Source organism: Sorangium sp. So ce185, assembly GCF_051526825.1.
GTDB classification, from domain to species: domain Bacteria; phylum Myxococcota_A; class Polyangia; order Polyangiales; family Polyangiaceae; genus Sorangium; species Sorangium cellulosum_D.
The window spans coordinates 13,108,402-13,128,166 of record NZ_CP150316.1 but is presented as its reverse complement, the minus strand read 5'-3'; the positions used below and the strand labels follow the sequence as shown (position 1 = coordinate 13,128,166).

The following is a 19,765-nucleotide window of genomic DNA, read 5'->3' as shown; positions in this document are numbered from 1 at the left end:
AGACGGTGAATGAAGCGACTTACTCTGCTGGGTCTCGCGAGCGTGCTGGCGCCCCTCCTCGCGGGTTGCCCCATCTACGATGACGCCGACAGCCACTTCTGTGATGCAGAGGACTGCGGGCCCGGCATCCCGAGCTCGGACGGCTGTGACGAGCCGGCCGACTGCGGGATCAACGAGACCTGCGGCGAGGACAACGAATGCCACGTCGGCGACTGCACCGCCTGGGGGTGTAGCGACGGCTTCGAGTGCGTCGTCGACGACGATCACACCGCCTCGTGCGTCGCGACCGGCTCCACCGGGCAGGGCGGCGGCGGCGGCGGTGGCGGCGGCAGCGACGCGGTGTACTGCGGCAACCCCGACGACTGCGCCGAGGGCGAGACCTGCGCGCCGGACGGCACCTGCCAGCCGGGCAGCTGCGATCAGGTCCTCCCGAGCGGCGAGCCCCTCGGGTGCGTCCACGGCTATGTCTGCGAGGGCGCGGGCGACGACGCGACCTGCGTCCCGGCGACCCCGGCCGCGTGCGGCGCCGACGCCGACTGCGCCAGCCTCGGCGCCGACTACCTCTGCGTGAGCGGCATCTGCACCGCGCCTCAGGACCAGTGCTTCGACCAGACCCAGTGTCCGGTCAACGACAAGTGCGTCGAGGGCAAATGCACGCCCGCCTGCAGCGAGGACGCGGACTGCCCCAGCAGCTACCGCTGCGACACAACGCTCGGCATCTGCTCCCAGCCTGCGCAGCCCTGCGTCATCACCGACGACTGCGGCGGCCCCTCTGCCGTCTGCGTCGACGGCGCCTGCGTTCCGAGGAGCGACGGCGAAGACTGCCCCGAGGGCGACGTCTGGGTCGAGAACGGCTGCATCCCGAATCAGTCGAGCAACTTCGTGTGCGGCGAGGATGGGGCGCAGGACGTCTGCGCGCCGGGGTCGATCTGCCTGCACCACAGCTGCTACATCTCGTGCGGCCCGTCGAACCCGAACGCCTGCGCCAACCAGTCGCCCTCGCTGAGCGAGTGCAGGACCGTGACGACGTACTCCGGCGTGCATCAGGTGTGCGGGTCGAGCGACAACCTCGGCGGCGAGTGCGACCCCGAGACGTCCTGCGCCGACGGCGGGATCTGCGTCGACGGCTTCTGCCGCTGACGCCGCGGCGCTCCCCCGCGTCACCCTCGCTCTCGGGCAGGGCGCCCGCGCGCCCTGCTCCCTTCGTGCGCAATATGCCCTTGGCATGCGCGCTGCCTCACGTCCCGCCGGTCACCGTTCCAACCAACGTGAATCCACGCTGAGGGATGCGCGATGTTCGCGCCCCGCACGCTGCGTGAACCGACGGAGCCACAATGAAGGCAACCGATCTCGTCAGTTACATGGCCGACATGTTCCCCTACAGGAGAAGGAGCTCACTCGACTGGATCGTCCCCGTCTCGGTCGGGCTCGGCCTCGGCGTCGCGGTGGGCGTCGGGGTCGGCGTCCTGGTCGCGCCGACGTCGGGCGACGAGGCGCGCCGCCGGCTGCGCGACAGCACCGGCCGGCTGCGCGAGCGCGCGGAGAAGGTCAAGGATCGCGCCCTGGGCGCCGCGCGGCGGGCCCAGGAAGAGATCCAGGAGAGCACCAGCGCGCCCACCGCGGAGCGCTCGTTCGTCAACGACCTCGGCGTCCGCTGAGCGAGCCCCCAGAGCAGGGCGCGAAGGCGCCGCACCGTCCCAGCGCGGTGCGGCGCCTTCCATCATTTCCCGAGCGCTTTCCGGCGGCCGAGCGACATCTGCGCAGCCGGAGCGGCACAAGCGATGCTTTTCCGAGAGCAGATGGATTGAGCGAGACACCTCGCGAAGCGCGTCACAGGGGTCCTCGTCGAATGATGTATTACCGGACGCTCACTGCATTCTTCCCAGGCCGCACGGAAGCCGCGGGCGCGCTTGGCCGCCTCCTCGCCCTGGGCGTCGCGGCCGAGGACATCAGCATGGTGCCCAAGCAGCACTCCCGTCTGGACGAGCTCGAGCTGACGATCCACAGCAAGGCGTCCGAAGGGGCCGCCTTGGGCGCTGTGATCGGAGGCCTCGTCGGGGGCGCGCTCGCCGCGATCACGGCCGGAGGCGCGCTGATCATCCCGAGGCTCGACGCGTTCCTGGCGGGGCCCATCGTCGCGTGCCTCGCTGGAGCGGGCGCCGCCGGCGCGGCCGGCACCCTGCTCGGCGCCGTGCTCGGCGCGCGCTTGCCCGAGTACGAGGCGCGCCGGCTCGACGAGGCCAGCGGCGCCGGCGGCGGCGCGGTGCTCTCGGTCCGATGTCTGCCCGACGTGTCCCGCACCGTCGAAGAGGTGCTGAGCGAGAGCGGCGGTCGACGCATCCGCAAGACGTACAGCCGCAGAGCCTGAAGGGGCTCGCCCGGCGCAGCGCGACGACGCGAGGTGGGGCAGCGCGCTTCCCGGGGGGCAGCGCGCATCGGGGGGGACGGAGGGTGGGGCCGCGCGCTCCGCGCACGGCGGCGGACGCGCATCCCGCACACCGGCGGCGCAGGGCGCGCTCGCGCGGGTGCGGGGGATCAGGGCGACGAGCCGAGCTGGCCCTGGGACCGCGCCTGCTCGTCGACGAAGGCACCGATCGCCTGGGCAAAGGTGCTCTTGACGTAGCTCCGGGTCGCGAGGGACCCGAGCTTGCTGAGCACGCGCGGCGTCAGGCCCCCGCCGAGCAGGAACCCGAGCCCAGCCGCCGCAGCGAGCGCGACGTGCGGGTTCTCCCGCGCGAACGCCGAGACCGCCCGCGTGACCTCGGTTGCATCGAGCCGGCCGAGCGCGTCGTTCGCCTTGTCTCGCGCTTCGCGCTCCTGTGTCGCCTCGACCTCGCCTTCCGTCATGGTGACCTCCTCAACCCAGCCGTGTAACGACCCGTCCGATCAGGTATCCCACCGCAGCCACCGCGCACAGCGTGGCCACGGGGCGCTCTTGCACGAGCGAGACAAGCCGCTCGTCCGCGCGGCGAACCTCGCTGAGGACGCGAGGGACGACGGCGGGAACGTCCGCTTGCCGCACTCCGCTCCCGGGCTCTTGTTCGAAGCTTGCATCCTTGACGACCATCGTGAGCCGGCTCCAGCAATGCCCGAACCATCCGGAAGACGTGCATCGGGTGCACGATCCGGAGACCGCCGCGCCGGCGCGGGGCAGCAGGGCGAGCAGATCCAGGAGCGGAGCGCGCGGGACGCGCGCGGGGCGGCGGCGCCTCCCGGGACGTTCGTGCTCACCGAAAGGAGAGCGCCAGGGGAGCGCCGCCCGCGGTGGGCCTCGCGCGCCGGCCGCGCCCTCGCGGGCCACCGCCCTCCAGGTGACGGGCGCCGCGCGCGCGGCGCCCGCGCCGACCGCGACGGCGGCGGGCCGCCTAGAACCGCACGCCGAACGCCCGGAGCGCGCGGCGCAGCGCGTCCGCGCCGTCGCACACGGTCACGCGATCGGCGTCGGGCCGCGCTGCGGCGCCCTGCGGATCGCCCTTGAACCAGACGGCCCGCATCCCTGCCGCGAGCGCGCCGTCGACATCGGCAGCGAGCGAATCGCCCACGTGCACCACCGCGGCGAGCGGCGCGCCGAGGCGCTCGGCCGTCCACGCGAAGATCTCCCGGCCCGGCTTCTCGAACCCGAGCCGCCCCGAATCCGCGATCGCCACGAAGTGCGCAGACCAGCCGAGCTCTTCGACGAGCTCCGCGAGCCGGCCCTCCGAGTTCGACAGCACCGCGACCGGCACGCCGGCACGCCCGAGCTCGACCACGACGTCGATCATCCCGGCGATCGGCCGGCGCCAGAGGTTCTTCCGGGGCTGCTCCGTCCAGAGCCAGTCGACCGCCGCGTCGACCGCGCCGGCCGGAACGCCGCCCGCCTCGAGCAGGCGGCCCATCATGATCTTCCACGGGTGCCCGCCGAGCCCGCGCCGGATCGCGTCGTTGTAGACGCGCCACCCCTCGTCGACCCCGCCGTCCAGCTGCTCCCGGGACACGGCGATGCCCCGCTCGGCGAGGCGGGCGGAGAGCATCCCGGTGTCGAGCTCCACCAGGGTCTGACCAAAATCGAAGGAGACGGCGGTCGCGGGCTCGTTGCGCATGATTACTCGGCGTACATCGCCTCGATCTCGCGCGCAAAGTTCTGGCTCACGCTGCGCCGCTTGATCTTCAACGTCGGCGTGAGCTCGCCGTCCTCGATGGTGAAGCCGCGCGGCAGGATCGAGAACTTCTTGATCGTCTCGACCTGCGCCAGCTCACCGTTCACCTCGTCGACGGCCCGCTGCACGGCCTCCCGGAGCTCGGGCGACGCGGGCGAGAGATCGCCGCTCAGCCCGCGCTCGGCCGCGAAGCGCTTCACGGCGTCGGGCGCCAGCACGAGCAGGGCGGTGAGGAACTTGCGCCCATCGCCGACGACCACCGCCTCGGCGATGAGGTCGTGGCGCTTCAGCGCCTCCTCGATGTTCTTGGGGGAGACGTTCTTCCCGCCGGCCGTGATGAGGATCTCCTTCTTCCTGCCGGTGATGTGGAGGAACCCCTCCTCGTCGAACCGGCCGAGATCCCCCGTGTGCAGCCAGCCGTCGACCAGGGCCTGCGCCGTCGCCTCCGGGTCCTTGTAGTAGCCGAGGAACACGGTCGGCCCCTTCACGAGGAGCTCGCCGTCGTCGGCGATCCGCACGTCCATGCCCGGCACCACCGGGCCGACCGAGCCGAGCTTCGTCCTGCCCGGCAGGTTGTAGGTCGTCGCGCCGGTCACCTCCGACTGGCCGTAGACCTCGGTGACCAGGATGTCGAGCGACGCGAAGAACTCGAGGAGCTCCTTCGCGATGGGGGCCGCGCCGGTGCTGCAGACGTGCGCCCGGCCGAGCCCGATGGCCGCCTTCACCTTCGAGTAGACAAGCTTGTCGTAGAGGCGGTGCTGCAGCGCGAGCAGCGGCCCCGGCTGCTCGCCCCGGGCGCGGAGCTCGCTGTGCTGGAGGCCGACGCGCCGCGCCTGCTGGAGCGTGAACTTCTGCAGGCCCTTCGCCCCGGAGAGCTTCGCGTCGATCCCGGCCCGCATCTTCTCCCAAACGCGCGGGACCCCGAAGAAGGCGGTCGGCCGCACTTCCCGGAGGTTGTCCGCGAGCGCCTCCAGCGACTCGGCGAAGTACACGGCCGCGCCGACCGAGGCCGGGAGGTGGATCGTGAACATCTGCTCGGCGATGTGCGACAGCGGCAGGTAGGACAGGCCGATGTCCCAGGGCGAGAACGGGACGATGCGCGCCGCCACGTCGGCCGAGATCGTGAGGTTCTCGTGGCTCAGCATGACCCCCTTCGGCGGCCCCACCGTCCCGGAGGTGTAGAGCAGCGTCGCGAGCCCCCGCGGCTCGAGCGCGTCGAGCCGCTGCTCGAACAGCTCGTCCGGGACGCGGCTGCCCCTGGCGAGGAACTCGTCCCACGACAAGACCCGCGGATCGCCCGTCGGCGCGGCGCCCCGCATCAGCACCACCCACGCGAGCTGCGGCAGCCGATCCCACTGGCGGACGATCTTCTCGAGCTGGGCCCTGTTCTCGACCAGCACCAGCTTCGAGGCCGAGTGGTGCACGACGTGGCGCACCTCCTCGGGCGAGCACGTCGTATAGATGCCCGCGGGAGCGCCCCCGACGGCCATGCCGGCCACGTGGAGCACCACCCACTCCGGCCGGTTGAAGCCGAGGAGGCTCAGCGCGTCGCCGGGCGCGACGCCGAGCGCGATGAGCGACTTGCCGGCGCGCTGCACCTCGCTCGCGTACTCCCGGAAGCTGGTCATCCTCCAGAACCCCCCCTCCTTCACGTAGTGGGCTGGAGCCTCGGGCCGCACCTTCGCCTGACCCAGCAGGCGCCGCGGAATCGAGTCACAGGGCATCGGCCACCTCGTCACGAAACATGGTGCGCACGTCCAGGCGAGCTTCTCACACTCTCCTCTGAGGTACAGAAAGCTCGCAGAAAGTGACGCTTCTCACAATAGCAGGAGCCGCCTCGGGTTGCCGGGGGAGACGCCCCGCCGCGCTCGTGTGTCCAGCGGCGCCCGATGCCGGCCTCGGCGGTTCTCGAGGCTGGATGCGCGCTCCGGTGCGGGGCGCCGGGCGATGGTTCATGCTGCGGTTACGGGCTGGACGCCGGCGCGCCGTCGTGGGCGCGCCGCTCCGCGTCCGCCCGCTGCTGCGCGAGCGCTTGCGCGCGCTGCCGTCGGCTTGACTGCACGGCGTTGGATCAGGACCATTCTGCGGTGAGCGAGCACAAGGGGACGAACGACGAGGCTGACTGGGCGGTGGACTCCGCTCGCAGCAACGAGCTCGCCGCCTCGGGCCCGCCGGAGCACGTGCAGGCCGCGATCGACGCCAGGACCCTGCGCTCCCGGCAGCTGCCCGCCCCCGTGGCCTCCTCCGAGCCCCCGCCGACGATCCCCATGCGGCGCCCGGACCGCGACGCGCCGACCACCGTCGGCCCGGACGCGCCGCCGGATGTGCCGCCGTCCTCTCCCGACCGGCACGCGCGCAGCCTCGGCAAGTATCGGTTCATCGCGACGCTCGGGCGCGGGGGCATGGCGGACGTGCACCTCGCGGTCGCGGTAGGGCCGGCAGGCTTCAGCAAGCTGCAGGTCATCAAGCGCCTCCGGCCCAACATCGCCGACGAGCCCGAGTTCCGGGACATGCTGCTCGACGAGGCCCGCCTCGCCGCCCGGCTGAACCACCGCAACGTGGTGCAGACCAACGAGGTCGGCATCGCGGACGGCGAGTACTTCATCGCCATGGAGTACCTCGACGGGCAGCCGCTCAGCCGGGTGATCTCCCGCGCACGCGAGCAGGCGCGCGCGATCCCGCTCACCGTGCGGCTGTGGATCCTCAGCGAGGTGCTGGCCGGCCTCCACTACGCCCACGAGCTCGTCGACTACGACGGCGCGCCGCTCAACGTCGTCCATCGCGACGTGAGCCCTCACAACATCTTCATCACGTACGACGGCCAGGTGAAGATCGTCGACTTCGGCATCGCGCTCGCCGCGCACCGCGTGGTCGAGACGGAGGCCGGCACGCTGAAGGGCAAGGTCGCGTACATGGCGCCCGAGCAGGCGTTCTCGCACTCGTCCCAGATCGATCGGCGCGCCGACATCTTCTCGGCCGGCGTCATCCTCTGGGAGATGCTCGCCAACCGCCGCCTCTGGCGTGGGCTGACGGATCCGCAGATCATCTCGCGCCTGATGCGGGACATCCCCGACGTGCGCTCCGCGCGCCCCGACGTGCCCGTCGATCTCGCGCGCATCTGCGCCCGAGCGCTCGCCCACGCGCGCGACCGGCGCCACTCGACGGCCGCCGACCTCCGCGCGGAGCTCGATCGCTGCGCGGAGCGCCTGGGAGAGCAGGTGACGGCCGAGCAGGTCGGCGCGCTCGTGAGCGAGCTGTTCGCGAGCGAGCGGGCAGACATCCGGGCGATCATCGATCGCCAGCTGAAGCAGCTGCAGGAGCACGGCCCCGACGCGGGGAGCGCGGAGCTCGGCGGCCGCGCGTCGAGGCTGCCTTCGCTGCCGATGCGCGAGCCGCTCGACTCGACTCCTTCCGCCGAAGAGGGGGCGATCACGGCCTCCGAGCCCTCCGCGCCCGCGCGCCCTCTCCACCGCTCGAACCCTCCGCAGGCGACGCTCCACGCCGTCGTGCGGACCGAGCCTGCCCCGGCCGCGCGGCCCGAGCCGGGGCCGCGGCGCTCGCGGCTGCCGCTCGTCGCGGCGGCCGCGGTCATCGCGTTGATCGGCGCCGCGACGCTGTACCTGAAGGTCCGCGATCCGGGTCGGCCGAGCGCCCGAGCGATCGCGCCGCCGGCCGAGAGCGCGCCGCCCGCGCCAGCGCCGCCCGCGCCCTCCTCATCGGCGGCCGAGAGCAGCCCTCCGCGGCCCGGGACCGACGCCGCGCTCCTCCGGGCGTCGATCAAGGCGAGCCCGGCCAGCGCGAAGATCCTCGTCGACGGGGTGGAGCTCCCCTCGAACCCCTTCGACGGCAAGCTCCTCAAGGACGGCGCGGCGCACCGGATCGAGGTCTCCGCTTCAGGCCACGTCGCGCAGCGACGGATGCTGGTGTTCGACAGGGACATCGAGCTCGAGGTGACGCTCCACCAGGCGCCGAAGGGGCCCGCCGCCTCTCCCGCGATCACGGCCAGAGCGAGCGCCGCAGCGACCACCACCGCGACCGCGGCCTCCGCGACCTCTCAGCCGGCCGCGCCCCCTGCCGAGGTGGATCCGACCATCCCGCCGCCGAAGCCCGACCCGTACTGACGCGGCGAACGCGGTTACAGATCGCGGTAGCCCGTAGGCGGATCCACGAGCTTGGCCGCCTTCGCCACCCCGCGAAACACGTAGTCCGAGTAGCTGTAGGGGCCGTCCGACCACACGAGAAAGTCGTCCTCGAGCGCCCCGTCCGGCGCCCCGTCGCAGAGCTCCGGCGCGGCGAGGACGGGGCCTTCGTTGTAGATCGGCGCCGACGCGTTCACCTCCTCCTCGGCCTCCTCCATGGCGGCCAGCGCCCCGGCGTGCCGGTCCGCGTCGAGCTCGTCCACGGGGTACAGCTCCCAGTCGAGCAGCACGAGCTCCGGGTGCGGAGGATCGTCCGGGGCTGACGCGAAGGGGGCGTGCGTGGCCTCGGGGAGGCCCGTCCGCGCGAGCGCCTCGAGCAGGCGGTCCTGGTAGCGCAGCGCCGCCGCGTCCGGGGTCCAGAACGCCGTGAGCGCCGCGATCACCTCTTCGGTCTTCGCCTCGCGCCACAGCGACGGATCGCGCGAGCCGAGCTCGAGGCCCCGCTCCTTCCTGAGGCGCGCCTCGAAGGCCGCGGCGTGCGGCGCGAACTCCGGCAGCTCGGCGAGGGCGTGATCGACGGACCAGTGGAGCCGGTGATCGACCTCGCGCACGTAGCGGTGCTTGCCGAGAGCACGGAGGAGGCGGGCGATTTCGTCGGGTGTGCGCGCTGCGAACGACCAGGCAAGCATCATGGGGCTGGGCTCATCGATCCGTGCAGGTGACGGCGCGCCGCGCCCGCTCGCCGGCGCCGTTCAGGCGAGCGCGGGCGTCGGGCAGCTCGGCACGGGGTGACTTTCCATCGCGTGGGCGCGGCGTCGATCACTTCTTGCCGGGCACGTGCCATACCCCGGCGAACCACACCAGGGATCCGTCGGCGCGGCGCACGGTGGCGGTGGGAGCGAAATACCCGCCCGGCGGGACGGCCTCCCATCGTCCCGGCTGCCACGCCCAGCGGCGGCTCCGCCACTGCCACTCGCCGTCGATCCAGACGAGGCCCGGCTTCTCGGGCGGCGAGATGATCTCGACCCGCGCCGGCGGCGGCGGGTAGGGCACGACCACGGCGGGCTCGCTCGGCAAGTGAGGGCCCGTCGGAGGCAGCGGGAGCGAGCTGCCGCAGCCCGCGAGGGCGAGCGTCAGCGCGAGCGGGAGCGCGAGCGCGCTGCGGAGCAGGGCCTTCATCCAGCGTCGATCCATGAGAAATACGCCTCGAGGATGTCGCGCCCGACGAGCAGGCACTCCAGCGTCGCGAGCGCGAGGAACGGGCCGAAGGCGATGCGGGCCTGGCCGAACCCCTCGCCGGGCTCCTCCGCGAGCGGATCCTGCGCGAGCTCCTTCTCGGCGGCGGCGCGCTCCTCGGGGGACATCCCCGCGAGCTCGGCGCGGATCTGCTCGCGCTCGAGGCGCACCGCCTCGGGCTCCTCGATGCTCCCGCGCAGGAGCAGCAGGGCGATCGCCACGATCGAGCCCTGGACGGCGCCGGCGCCGAGCACGAACAGCGCGCCCCCCCAGCCGAACCAGGCGCCCGCCAGCATGAGGAGCTTCGCGTCGCCGAGGCCCATGCCCACGCGGCCGCCGCGGAGCCGCGGGTAGATCACGACGAACGGGAGCCAGACGACGGCGAAGCCGACCGCGGCGCCGAGGAGCGCGTCGGTGAAGCCCATCGAGCGCAGCGACGCGGTGGCGACGCCGAGCACCGCGCCGCCGATGGTGATCCCGTCGGGGATGTACATGTGCTCGAGGTCGATGAACGTCGCGGCGACGAGCCCGAGCGCGAGCGCGAGATCGGCGGTGTACGTGGCGAGCGCGTGGAGGATCGGCGTCGACCAGGGGAGCCGGAGGATGATGAGCTCGACGATGGCGAGCGACAGGACGCCGCCGACCGCCTCGACGAGGGGGTAGCGCGGCGACACGGGGGCGCCGCAGCAGCGGGCGCGGCCGCGCAGCAGGAGGTAGCTGAGGACGGGGATGTTGTCGTAGGCGCGGATCGGCGTGCCGCACGCGGGGCAGCGCGAGCCGGGGCGGACGACGCTGAGCTCGCGCGGGACGCGGTGGATGACGACGTTGAGGAAGCTCCCCCAGAGGAGGCCGAAGCAGAGCGCGAAGGCGCGCAGGAACCACGGGGGGAAGTCGGCGAGCGTCACCTTCGGCTCATGTCCTCGGGCTCGCGGCGGCGAGCCGGAGCATCATCGTGAGCGCCTGCTCGAGCTCGGCGACCGTGGGCTGCACGGGGTTCTCGGAGAGCGCCGCCTTGAGATCGACGAGGCGCCCGCCGAGCTCCTGGTAGTGGCGGCGCACGCCCTCGGTCGGCGCCTCGGCGACCCACCGGCTCACGATCTCGCGCAGCTCGTCGAGGTCGCTGCCGGCGAGGAGCTGCGCCATCTGCGAGGCCATCGGATCCGGTGCGTCGCTCACGCCCTGCCCCATATCCGGCCAGCATAGCGCGGGCACTTTGACGGGCGAGGGGTCCTGCGACATAAGGCGGAGCGCTTGCGAGGAACCGTGCCGACGAGGACGCCCGCCGCTGCCCTGATCCTGCTGGTCGCCGCCGGCGTCGCCGGAGGGGCGGGCTGCGACCGCGCGGAGCAGCAGCAGCAGCAGCAGGCCGGGGAGAAGCGCGCGGACGGCGGCGCGCCGGCTGCGCCCGCGCCGTCCGGGAAGGTGCTCGAGGCGGCCGAAAACGAGTCGCCCGCCGCGAGCGCGAGGCCGCAGGCCGGCGCGGTGCCCGCGGGGCCCGCGCGCGTCGAGATCCCCGCCGGGAAGCTCGTCGCGGGCAGCACGCCCGGGGACAAGGGGCGCGATCCCGCGCTGGAGCCGGCGTTGCTCGACGTCGAGCTGGGCGGCTTCACCATCGATCGCTACCTGTACCCGAACGATCCGGCGCAGGCGCCGCTCACGGGCGTGACGCGGGCGCGCGCCTCGGAGCTCTGCGAGCAGGCCGGCGGCCGGCTGTGCACCGAGCTCGAGTGGGAGCGCGCGTGCAAGGGCCCCGAGGGGACGCCCTACGCGGGCGGCGCCGCGTGGGACCCGGCGTGCGCCAAGGCGCCGGCGTCGTGCGCGTCCGGGTTCGGCGTGCTCGGCATGGGGGCCGCGGTGCGCGAGTGGACCGCGAGCGACGTCGCGCCGATCGAGAACCTCCAGCCCAAGGCCGCCGCCGTGCGCGGGGCCACCGCGAGCGCGAGCGGCGTGGATCACCGGTGCGCGCGCCGCGCGGCGGTCGATCCGGGCGCGTCGGGCGACGACATCGGCTTCCGGTGCTGCCACGGCGCGCCGAACGCGGCGTCGATCCCGTCGCCGCAGTGGCAGCAGACGTACCGGCGCGCGGAGATCGGGCCGCAGCAGGTCGCGGAGCTGCTCGCGTCGGTGCCGCAGCTCCGCGATCTCGGCGGGGAGGTCAAGTTCTTCAAGGAGCCCGACGACGTGAACGTCGTGCTCAGCCGGGGCCGGACGCGGCTCTCGCCGAGCGGCACGCCGGCGATCCAGCCCGAGGCGAGCCCGCCCCCGAACACGACGCTCACCACCTCGCCGCTGCTCTGGAACCCGGTGCCGGGCGAGGAGGTGCTCGTGGTGACGGGGAAGTCCGACGACGACTCGTTCATCGTCGCGTTCCTGAAGCTCCCCGGGGACCGGTACCGGATCGCGTCGTCGCTGCTGCTGAAGGGCGACCCGGGGCCGATCGCGCTCGGCTTCAACGGTTACGTGCGGCGGCGGCTCACGTGGGCGACCTGCTGGGATTGCCGCGGAGAGTCGGGAAACGTCACGTACCGGGACGACAACCGCGTGGTGATCACGCAGAAGTGATCGCGCCGGGCGCTGGCAGGGCGCCCGTCCCTCGCCGGCCGCTCAGGTGTCGGTGCCGAGCAGCGCGTGCCGGTACGCGGTGGCGTACTCGATGATGCGCTCGACCGCGTCGACGAACTCGGAGCGATCGAGCGACTCGGTGGGCAGCTCGGCGCACAGCAGGATCTCGTTGCGATCGTCGAGGGCGAACTTGGCGGTGCGCATGTCGCGGTTGGCCTCGAGCAGGTGACGGAGCAGGCCGAGCATCTGGCCGGTGTCCTCGGCCAGGGGGGTCAGCCTCGCCCCGGCCTCGTCGCGGCCCTGCATGTCGATGGAGTCGAACACGCCGAACATCGAGAGCACGACCCAGTTCTCGGTGCACTGGACGTAGAACGGCGGGAGCTCGACGACGCCTTCCTCGCGGGGGCGGATGCGCAGGGTCGACGGCTTCGTCAGCTCGGCGCTGTAGCCGATGTCCTCCGTCCAGCGCTGCAGGGTCGCCACGTCGATCACGTTCACCGTGATCGCCCCGCTGCCGCCGGAGATCAAGATGCGCGCGCGGCGAGGCGCTCGCGCTGGGCCCAGGCGGGGCCGGCGCGCCGCGCTAGAGGCTGAGGACGGCGTCCTCTCCCCTGTCGGCGATCTTCGCCTCGATGAGGCTGAGCAGCGCCTGCCGCCGCTCCTCGAGCTCGACGAGGGCGCGCGGCGGCACCAGCTCGTCCTCGATCCCGCCGGGGCGCAGCGCCGCGGCGGCCTGCTCGGGGCCGAAGCGCGCGAGCGCGTCGCGGAGCGCCCGCGGGAACCTCGCGGCTTCCACCAGGCGATCGAGCTGCCGATCCAGCTCGTGCGCCTTCACGTGCAGCGGGAACGCGCTGGCGTTGGCCTCGAGGCTGAGGGCCCCCGCGCTCACGTCGATGACGATCTCCTTCCGGAGCCCGTTGCCGGCCAGGTAGTCGAGCGCGAGCACCTCCAGGTAATCGCGGAGGATCGAGGCGCGCTCGCCGCGCGCCGGCGATCGAGCGCGCGCCCAGCGCGCCCACACGTCGAGCTCGGGCGCGTCATCGAACCGGACCGACCGCCGCCGGGACGACACCCAGCGCGGTCCGGGCGGACCGGGAGCGGGCGCGAGGACCAGCGCGTCGACCGTCCCGTCGTTCATGACCGCGAAGCGGCGCAGCAGCTTGCGCCCGTTCGGCTCGCGGCCGATGTGCGCCGCGAGCTCGCCGATGCCGATCCGGCGCGCCGTCGCGGCGGGCACGACGTGCGCGCCGAGCGCCCTCGCCAGCCGGTAGAACGCGACCGGACGCCGGAACGCGAGCGGGGCCTTCTTCTGCGCCGGCGCGAGCTTCACCTTCACCTCGCGGGGGGCCGCTGCTTCGACGCCCGCGCCGAAGGCCAGGATCGCCTCGAACCGACCGTCGGTCGGTTTGCCCGTGAGCCGGAGCGCGCGCAGCGGAGAGCGCTGGAGCGCGCGCGCGACCTGCGCGTCCCCCGCCGCGCGCGCGACCTGCGCGTCCTCCGCCGCGCGCGCGGCCTGCGCGTCCCCTGCCGCGCGCGCGACCTGCGCGTCCCCTGCCGCTCCAACGCGCGGCGCCGGGGGCGCGGGCGGCTCGCCCGATGAGCGCGCCGAGACCCCGCCGGGCGCGAGCGCGATCTCGTTCTCCGCCAGCGCCGCGATCGCGCCGGCGGCCCCCCCGTCCTGCTCGGACGACGGCCGTGCGCACGAGGCCGCGATCAGCGCCGCCGCGACGACCAGGCGCCGCGCCGCCGCGCCGCCGCGCCGTCGCAGCCGCCCGCGCGCTGGTCCGTCTGGTGCGCGGCGGCTCATCGGTCGTTCGACAGCCCGCGCGGATCCCCCGGCGAGGGCTCTCCTTCGGCCGAAGGCTGCGCCGGCTCATCGCTGGCCGAAGGCTGCGCCGATCCATCGTCCGCCGGCAGGTGCGGCATCTCCCCGCTGGCCGACGCCTGCGAGGGCCCGACGCTCGCGCCTCTCCCGACCGGGGCTCCACCGAGGACGCGCTCGAGCAGGAACTGCTCCACGCGCTCGATGACCATCTTCTTGCGCTCCAGCGGGACGACGTGCGTGCCGCCGCTCACCATCATCAGCTCCCCGCGCGGCAGCGCCGCCGCCATCTCCTCGGCGAGGCGCGGCGGGGTGAACGTGTCGCGGTCGCCGGCGATCACGAGCGCCGGAAGATCGATCTGCGGGAGCAGATCGAGCGTCGAGTGCTCGCCGGCGCTGCGCAGCATGTGGAGGAACATCGAGAAGTCGATGTCGACCATGTGCCGCATGTACGGCAGCAGATCCGCCGGGGTGACCGCGCTCGCGTCGACCTCGCGGGCGAGCAGCGCGATCCGCAGCGCCATCGGCGCGGGCACGCGGCTCCAGATCGCCCGCGCGATGTGCGGGTACGCGTCGACCTGCTCGATGAGCCGCGGCAGGAGCTGCGCGAGCACGTCCGTGCCCTTGAAATGGTGGGTGATCCTGCCGGACGAGCCGCAGATCAACACCAGCCCGCGCACCCCCTCGCGGTGGGTCCGCAGGTGCTCCAGGATGACCTGACAGCCCATCGAGTGCCCGAAGAGCACCACGGGGCCATCGCCGATCGCCGCGCGCACCGCGACGAGATCGCTCGCGTGGTCGCGGAGCTCGACCGCCTTCGGATCGACCGGCAGGCTGCTCCGCCCGTGGCCGCGATAGTTCCAGTGGGCGACGTTGACCGTACGGGCCAGGTCGTCCCACAGGTACTTCCAGATGAAGCCGTCGCACGCGATGCCGTCACAGAGCACCGCGGTGAGGCGTTCCGAGCCCGCCCCGACCCCGCTGGCCAAGCTTCCGATGCCGCCGGGACCTTCCCGGTAGCGGACATAGATCCGCGTACCGTCCTTCCCGGCGGCGAAGAGCTCTCGACCCATCGATCCCCGAGCGACGCGGCTTACGCGAGGCTCGCGGCGATGTTAGTCGCCGCTGTCCTCGTCGTCAGCCACGTCGTTGACACTCGGAAGCTTTTTGATGTCTATCCGCGCCAGCTTCCACGCGCGCTGCACGACCCAAGAAAGCGAGCGATCGAGCCGCGCCGCTTCCTCCTTGATTTCCTGCAGCATCGACTCCGGAAAGTAGAGGCTCTGCTTCCGCTTGTCCGTCTTCGAGGCTTCGTTGTTTTTCGCCAGCGTGTCCTTGTCGGTCATACGCTCTTGGGGCTCCTCCCGATCCGCCACAGAAGAGCACCTTAGCGTACGGCGCACTTCCGTGGAAAGCATTCGTTTTTCCATGATGCCGATTGCGGCCACTATGTGTGTAACTCCGCGATAGGCGCTCTGCGTCATGACTCCGGGAAAGCGATTTTCCCCGCGATCGCGCTGGCCGCGACGATCAGGGGACTGGCCAGGTAGACCCGGCCGGGTCCGCTTCGGCCCGGGAAGTTCCGGTTGATGGCCGAAACCGTGACCTGATCCTTGCGGTCGGATACACCGGGTCCGGCCTTGATGCACGCCCCGCAGGAGGGGTCGACGAGCTCAGCGCCCGCCTTCTCGAAGATTTCGAGGTAGCCCTTCGCCTCGGCGTAGCGGCGGATGTCCTGGGAGCCGAACTGGATGTAGAGGTGCACGCCGTCGGCGACGCGCTTGCCCTGCTCCACCGCGCGGCGCAGCACCGACGCGTACATGTCCATGTCGGCCTTCTTGCCGCCCGTGCACGAGCCGCCGTACGCGATGTCGATCTTGACCTCGCCGCCCGCGACCTCACGGAGCGACCGCAGCGGCACGCCGTTCCGCGGATCGCCGGGCGTCGCGACCATCGGCTCGATCGCCGCGAGATCGATGTCGAACGTCGCCACGTACTCCGCGCCGGCGTCCGCGCGCACGATGCGCGCGCGCACGTCCTCCGCGGCGAGCCCGCGCTGCTCGACGAGGTAGCGCACGATCTCCTCGTCGGCCTCGATGATGCCGGTGAAGCCGCCCGCCTCGACCGCCATGTTCGTGAGCGTCGCGCGCTCGTCGAGCCCCATCGCGCGGACGCCGTCGCCCGCGAACTCGAGCACCTTGCCGATGCCCTGGCCGGTCTTCCAGAACGGCTGCGAGAGCAGGAACAGCATCACGTCCTTGGCGGTGACCCCCGGCCCGAGCCGCCCGGTCAGGTTGAAGCGCGCCGACTGCGGCACCGCGACGCGGACGTCGCGCGTCAGCCACGCGTTCGCCATGTCGGTCGAGCCGACGCCGAACGCGAAGCACCCGAGCGCGCCCGCCATGCAGGTGTGCGAGTCGGTCCCGGCCACGATCTGCCCCGGCAGCGCGAGCTCCTCGATCACCTTGTTGTGACAGATGGCCTCGGAGCCCACGGTCCTGCCGTCGCGCTCGACCTCGCCGTACAGCTTGACCCCGTGCCGCTCGGTGAAGGCCTGCTGCACGGTCGCGAGCGATGCCGCCTGCTCGCGCAGGCCGAGCTTGAGGTGCGCCTCCGGCATCACGCGATCGAGGAACGTGAGGTGATCGCGGAAGGCGAAGACGCTCTCCGGCTCGGTCACGACCGCGTCTGGCCCGAAGCCCGCCCGGAAGAGCGACTCGGCCATCGGCGTGACGTACTCGTGCGAGAAGCGCACGTCGATGCGGACGAAGAGCGCATCGCCCGGCTTCACCGCCGGGACCCCGATCTTGCCCGCCCTCGCGTCCACGATCGCGTGCGCCGCGATGATCTTCTCGCACAGGGTCATGGGCCGCGGCGGCGTGTCGAGCGTCGGCGGCGAGACCTCTCCGGCCATCCGCGCCTTGTTGTAGGCGAAGAGGCCGCCGTACTCGACGACGTCGGCGCTGATCGGGTCGAGCCCGCGCGTGAACTCGCCGATCGGGATCTCCTCGCCCCGCGCGAGCCGATCGAGGAGCGAGAAGTCGGTCGTCGTGAGCAGCCCGATGTTCTGGCAGTTCTGGCCGTAGATCTTCTCGATGCTGCGCGCGACGACGATCTGGATCCCGGCCTCGCGCTCCGAGTACGGCGCCGTCTCGCGCGAGCTGCCGCACCCCTTCGAGCGACCGCTGACGATGACGCCGAAGCCGCCGCTCTTGATGGCGTCGCGCTCGACGAGCCCGCCGCGCAGCCCCACCAGGCAGTACCGGGCGAGCGTCTCGTCGTAGTAGTAACAGACCCAGCCCGGCGTGAGCTCGTCGGTCGAGATGTTGTCGATCAGCGCGTGCTGCGCGGGATCGAAGCGAAGCTCGCCGCCCGCCAGTTGCTGCTTCAAGAGCTCCGGGTCCTCGGTCAGGTAGAGGGTCCTCCCGGTGACTTGGACCGACTTCCGGCGGGGGATGGGCATCTTCGACCTCGGATACCTCGGACGCCGCGGAGCGCCGGGCGCGCGCGACGGGACCTAGACACACTTAGTCGCTCTGGGCGGAGGCGCCAACGGCGCTCTTCGCCGGCGCGCGCGGAGCTCGGGCCGCCTCACGCCGAGGGCAGGAAATCCAGCATGGGCGAGCGCCCCGGCCGGGCACCGCGCCTTGACCGCGCACCGGGGAGGTGGTGTCTTCGCGGCCGCGGCCGCGGCCGGGCCGCGAGCGATGACCCGACCCACGATTTCCAGCGTTCCCGTCGCGATCCTCGGCGCCGGCCTGACGGGCATGGCGGCCGCGTACCACCTCGGGCGAGCGGGCGTGCCGCACCGGCTGTTCGAGCGCCTGCCGCGCCCGGGCGGCCACGCGATCACGCTCGAGGACGACGGCTTCCGCTTCGATCGGACAGGGCATCTCCTCCACCTGCGCGACCCGGCGACCCGCGCGCTCGCGCTCGGCTGGCTGGGCCCCGATCCCCTCGAGATCGAGCGGCGCTCGATGATCTGGTCGAACGGCACGTACACCCGCTATCCGTTCCAGGCGAACACCTTCGGCCTGCCGCCCGCCGTCGCCTACGAGTGCCTCCGCGGCTTCATCGAGGCGCACTTCGCCAAGGACCGGCCCGAGCCCAGGAATTTCGAGGAGTTCTGCCTGACGCATTTCGGCGAGGGGATCAGCCGCCACTTCATGATCCCCTACAACAGCCGCCTTTGGGGGGTGCACCCGAGCGAGATCACCGCCGACTGGTGCTCCCGCTTCGTCCCGCTGCCGAAGCTCGAGGACGTGCTCGCCGGAGCGGTCGGGCTGAACGACCGCGAGCTCGGCTACAACGCGAAGTTCCTCTATCCGCGGCTCGGCATCGGCCAGCTGACGCACGGGCTCGCGCGGGCGCTCGCCGAGCAGCGGCCGCGGGACGCGCGCACCCCGGCGATCGAGCTCGGCCGCGCGCCCGCGGCGATCGACTGGCGCGCGCGCGAGCTCGTGTTCGACGACGAGATCGTCCGGTACGACGTGCTGATCTCGTCCGCGCCGCTGCCTGCCCTCGTGAGGCTCCTCGCGGACGCGCCTCGGTCCGTCGCCGAGGCGGCCTCCCGGCTGCGCTGCACGCACCTCCACTACCTCGACGTGGCGCTCGACACCCCGTGCGGGAAGCCGCTGCACTGGGTCTACGTCCCGGAGGCGAAGTACCCGTTCTACCGCGTGGGCTGCTACTCGAACTTCTCCCCCGCCATGGCCCCGCCGGGCAAGGCCGGCCTCTACGTCGAGCTCGCCGATCGCGCCGAGCCCGACCTCGCGGCGCTGCTCCCCCGCGTCGCGGAGGGCCTCGTCGAGATGGGCCTCATCCCCGCCCCGAGCGCCGTCCGCTTCGCCCGGCTGCGCCGCATCGATCACGCGTACGTCGTGTTCGATCACAGCTACTTCGGGTCGCTGGAGGCCGTGCGGCCGTTCCTCGAGGGCCAGCGCATCCTCTCATGCGGGCGGTACGGCGGCTGGAACTACTCCTCGATGGAGGACGCGCTCCACTTCGGGCGCGACGCGGCGCTCCGCGCGCAGGCCCTCCTCGGAGGTGCGCCGTGAGCGCCGCCGAGCCTGGCCGCGGGGACGCGGGCGAAGCGCCGGAGATCTCCATCGTCATCCCCGTGTACAACGAGGAGGCGATCCTCCACGCCGCCGTCGTGGACCTGCGCGAGCGGCTGCTGCCGCTCGGGTGGCGCTGGGAGCTCGTGCTCGCCGAGAACGGCTCGCGCGACGGGACGCTCGCCATCGCCGGCGAGCTCGAGCGCAAGTACGCGGAAGTGCGGCACTTCTCGATCGGCGAGCCGAACTACGGCGCCGCGCTCCGCGCGGGCATCGAGCGGGCGCGCGGGCGCTTCGTCCTCTGCGACGAGATCGACCTGTGCGACGTGGACTTCCAGCGCCGCGCGATCGCGATGCTGCGGGCGGGCGGCGTCGACATGGTGATCGGCTCGAAGCTCATCCAGGGGGCGCGCGACGATCGCCCGTGGGCGCGGCACGCGGCGAGCCAGATGTACAACGGGCTCCTCCGCGCCACGCTCGGCTTCCGCGGGACGGACACGCACGGGCTCAAGGCGTTCCTGCGCGAGCCGCTCCTCGGGATCGTGCGCGAGTGCGTCGTGGACAAGGACGTCTTCGCCAGCGAGCTCGTCATCCGCGCCTACCGGGCGGGCCTGCGGATCGAGGAGATCCCCGTCCGCGTGCTGGAGAAGCGGCGCCCCTCGATCAACCTCACGCGCCGCGTCCCGAACGTGCTCCGCAACCTCGCGAAGCTGACCTGGGCGATCCGGGTCCGCGGCTGACGGCCGGTCTCGGGCGGGCGGTCTCGGCCAGCATCTGCAGCGCCGCGCGCGAGGCTGGGCCCGCTCGTGGAAA

General features: G+C 72.6%; 19 protein-coding genes. 7 read left to right on the top strand and 12 right to left on the bottom strand.

The features are described 5' to 3' along the window. Nucleotides 1-9 precede the first annotated feature (9 nt). The 3 genes from WMF26_RS48520 (at nt 10) to WMF26_RS48510 (ending at nt 2,368) form a co-directional block, all read left to right on the top strand. On the top strand, nt 10-1,140 hold the full coding sequence (locus WMF26_RS48520; RefSeq protein WP_437998245.1) for a hypothetical protein: 1,131 nt from the start codon (nt 10-12) through the stop codon (nt 1,138-1,140). Between the two features lie 194 nt (nt 1,141-1,334). Further along, nucleotides 1,335-1,658, top strand: coding sequence for a YtxH domain-containing protein (locus WMF26_RS48515; protein ID WP_437316683.1), 324 nt, complete (start codon nt 1,335-1,337; stop codon nt 1,656-1,658). A gap of 191 nt (nt 1,659-1,849) precedes the next feature. Next, entirely contained in the window at nt 1,850-2,368 is a 519-nt protein-coding gene (locus tag WMF26_RS48510) for a hypothetical protein (protein WP_437998244.1), read from the top strand. Nucleotides 2,369-2,535: 167 nt separating this feature from the next. On the opposite strand, the gene WMF26_RS48505 is transcribed toward WMF26_RS48510, so the two are convergent. The 3 genes from WMF26_RS48505 to WMF26_RS48495 form a co-directional block, all read right to left on the bottom strand. Further along, nucleotides 2,536-2,847, bottom strand: a complete 312-nt coding sequence (locus WMF26_RS48505) for a hypothetical protein (protein WP_061626827.1) — start codon at nt 2,845-2,847, stop codon at nt 2,536-2,538. A 518-nt stretch (nt 2,848-3,365) separates the two neighbouring features. After that, on the bottom strand, nt 3,366-4,079 hold the full coding sequence (locus tag WMF26_RS48500) for an HAD family hydrolase (protein WP_437998243.1): 714 nt from the start codon (nt 4,077-4,079) through the stop codon (nt 3,366-3,368). Between the two features lie 2 nt (nt 4,080-4,081). Further along, the gene (locus WMF26_RS48495) at nt 4,082-5,860 is read right to left on the bottom strand and encodes an AMP-dependent synthetase/ligase (RefSeq protein ID WP_437998242.1); all 1,779 of its coding nucleotides are present in this window, start codon (nt 5,858-5,860) and stop codon (nt 4,082-4,084) included. Between the two features lie 363 nt (nt 5,861-6,223). Here WMF26_RS48495 and WMF26_RS48490 point away from each other — a divergent pair, with 363 nt between their 5' ends. Further along, entirely contained in the window at nt 6,224-8,257 is a 2,034-nt protein-coding gene (locus WMF26_RS48490) for a serine/threonine protein kinase (RefSeq protein WP_437998241.1), read from the top strand. A gap of 14 nt (nt 8,258-8,271) precedes the next feature. Here WMF26_RS48490 and WMF26_RS48485 read toward each other — a convergent pair whose 3' ends face one another. From WMF26_RS48485 to WMF26_RS48470, 4 genes are all read right to left on the bottom strand, one after another. Further along, nucleotides 8,272-8,967, bottom strand: a complete 696-nt coding sequence (locus WMF26_RS48485) for a hypothetical protein (protein WP_437998240.1) — start codon at nt 8,965-8,967, stop codon at nt 8,272-8,274. 127 nt (nt 8,968-9,094) lie between these two features. After that, nucleotides 9,095-9,469 (bottom strand): YXWGXW repeat-containing protein, encoded by a 375-nt coding sequence (locus WMF26_RS48480; RefSeq protein WP_437998239.1) that lies wholly within the window; start codon nt 9,467-9,469, stop codon nt 9,095-9,097. Beyond that, on the bottom strand, nt 9,451-10,416 hold the full coding sequence (locus WMF26_RS48475) for a prepilin peptidase (protein ID WP_061621969.1): 966 nt from the start codon (nt 10,414-10,416) through the stop codon (nt 9,451-9,453). The genes WMF26_RS48480 and WMF26_RS48475 overlap by 19 nt, the downstream gene beginning before the upstream one ends. Nucleotides 10,417-10,423: 7 nt before the next feature. Next, complete coding sequence (locus WMF26_RS48470; RefSeq protein WP_437334746.1) at nt 10,424-10,687, bottom strand: hypothetical protein; 264 nt, start codon at nt 10,685-10,687, stop codon at nt 10,424-10,426. Between the two features lie 87 nt (nt 10,688-10,774). Between WMF26_RS48470 and WMF26_RS48465 the strand changes: the two genes are divergently transcribed. Next, entirely contained in the window at nt 10,775-12,073 is a 1,299-nt protein-coding gene (locus WMF26_RS48465) for a formylglycine-generating enzyme family protein (RefSeq protein ID WP_437998238.1), read from the top strand. Nucleotides 12,074-12,115: 42 nt separating this feature from the next. Here WMF26_RS48465 and WMF26_RS48460 read toward each other — a convergent pair whose 3' ends face one another. The 5 genes from WMF26_RS48460 to WMF26_RS48440 all read right to left on the bottom strand — a co-directional run bounded on the left by WMF26_RS48460 (nt 12,116) and on the right by WMF26_RS48440 (nt 17,358). Continuing rightward, complete coding sequence (locus WMF26_RS48460; protein WP_437952856.1) at nt 12,116-12,601, bottom strand: YbjN domain-containing protein; 486 nt, start codon at nt 12,599-12,601, stop codon at nt 12,116-12,118. 55 nt (nt 12,602-12,656) lie between these two features. After that, entirely contained in the window at nt 12,657-13,880 is a 1,224-nt protein-coding gene (locus tag WMF26_RS48455; RefSeq protein WP_437998237.1) for a hypothetical protein, read from the bottom strand. Further along, nucleotides 13,877-14,968, bottom strand: a complete 1,092-nt coding sequence (locus WMF26_RS48450; RefSeq protein ID WP_437998236.1) for an alpha/beta fold hydrolase — start codon at nt 14,966-14,968, stop codon at nt 13,877-13,879. The genes WMF26_RS48455 and WMF26_RS48450 overlap by 4 nt, the downstream gene beginning before the upstream one ends. A 42-nt stretch (nt 14,969-15,010) precedes the next feature. Then, nucleotides 15,011-15,241, bottom strand: a complete 231-nt coding sequence (locus tag WMF26_RS48445) for a TIGR04563 family protein (protein WP_012241296.1) — start codon at nt 15,239-15,241, stop codon at nt 15,011-15,013. Between the two features lie 134 nt (nt 15,242-15,375). Continuing rightward, the gene (locus WMF26_RS48440; protein ID WP_437998235.1) at nt 15,376-17,358 is read right to left on the bottom strand and encodes an aconitase family protein; all 1,983 of its coding nucleotides are present in this window, start codon (nt 17,356-17,358) and stop codon (nt 15,376-15,378) included. Between the two features lie 244 nt (nt 17,359-17,602). Between WMF26_RS48440 and WMF26_RS48435 the strand changes: the two genes are divergently transcribed. Continuing rightward, complete coding sequence (locus WMF26_RS48435) at nt 17,603-18,952, top strand: protoporphyrinogen/coproporphyrinogen oxidase (protein WP_437998234.1); 1,350 nt, start codon at nt 17,603-17,605, stop codon at nt 18,950-18,952. Beyond that, complete coding sequence (locus tag WMF26_RS48430) at nt 18,949-19,692, top strand: glycosyltransferase family 2 protein (RefSeq protein WP_020741795.1); 744 nt, start codon at nt 18,949-18,951, stop codon at nt 19,690-19,692. Before WMF26_RS48435 ends, WMF26_RS48430 begins: the two co-directional genes overlap by 4 nt. Nucleotides 19,693-19,765: the final 73 nt, after the last annotated feature.

What these genes read in the sequence shown, in the direction of transcription:
- WMF26_RS48520 (WP_437998245.1), top strand. Translation starts at nt 10, where the DNA reads ATGAAGCGACTTACTCTGCTGGGTCTCGCGAGCGTGCTGGCGCCCCTC.
- WMF26_RS48515 (WP_437316683.1), top strand. Translation starts at nt 1,335, where the DNA reads ATGAAGGCAACCGATCTCGTCAGTTACATGGCCGACATGTTCCCCTAC.
- WMF26_RS48510 (WP_437998244.1), top strand. Translation starts at nt 1,850, where the DNA reads ATGATGTATTACCGGACGCTCACTGCATTCTTCCCAGGCCGCACGGAA.
- WMF26_RS48505 (WP_061626827.1), bottom strand. Translation starts at nt 2,847, where the DNA reads ATGACGGAAGGCGAGGTCGAGGCGACACAGGAGCGCGAAGCGCGAGAC.
- WMF26_RS48500 (WP_437998243.1), bottom strand. Translation starts at nt 4,079, where the DNA reads ATGCGCAACGAGCCCGCGACCGCCGTCTCCTTCGATTTTGGTCAGACC.
- WMF26_RS48495 (WP_437998242.1), bottom strand. Translation starts at nt 5,860, where the DNA reads ATGCCCTGTGACTCGATTCCGCGGCGCCTGCTGGGTCAGGCGAAGGTG.
- WMF26_RS48485 (WP_437998240.1), bottom strand. Translation starts at nt 8,967, where the DNA reads ATGATGCTTGCCTGGTCGTTCGCAGCGCGCACACCCGACGAAATCGCC.
- WMF26_RS48480 (WP_437998239.1), bottom strand. Translation starts at nt 9,469, where the DNA reads ATGGATCGACGCTGGATGAAGGCCCTGCTCCGCAGCGCGCTCGCGCTC.
- WMF26_RS48455 (WP_437998237.1), bottom strand. Translation starts at nt 13,880, where the DNA reads ATGAGCCGCCGCGCACCAGACGGACCAGCGCGCGGGCGGCTGCGACGG.
- WMF26_RS48450 (WP_437998236.1), bottom strand. Translation starts at nt 14,968, where the DNA reads ATGGGTCGAGAGCTCTTCGCCGCCGGGAAGGACGGTACGCGGATCTAT.
- WMF26_RS48445 (WP_012241296.1), bottom strand. Translation starts at nt 15,241, where the DNA reads ATGACCGACAAGGACACGCTGGCGAAAAACAACGAAGCCTCGAAGACG.
- WMF26_RS48440 (WP_437998235.1), bottom strand. Translation starts at nt 17,358, where the DNA reads ATGCCCATCCCCCGCCGGAAGTCGGTCCAAGTCACCGGGAGGACCCTC.
- WMF26_RS48435 (WP_437998234.1), top strand. Translation starts at nt 17,603, where the DNA reads ATGACCCGACCCACGATTTCCAGCGTTCCCGTCGCGATCCTCGGCGCC.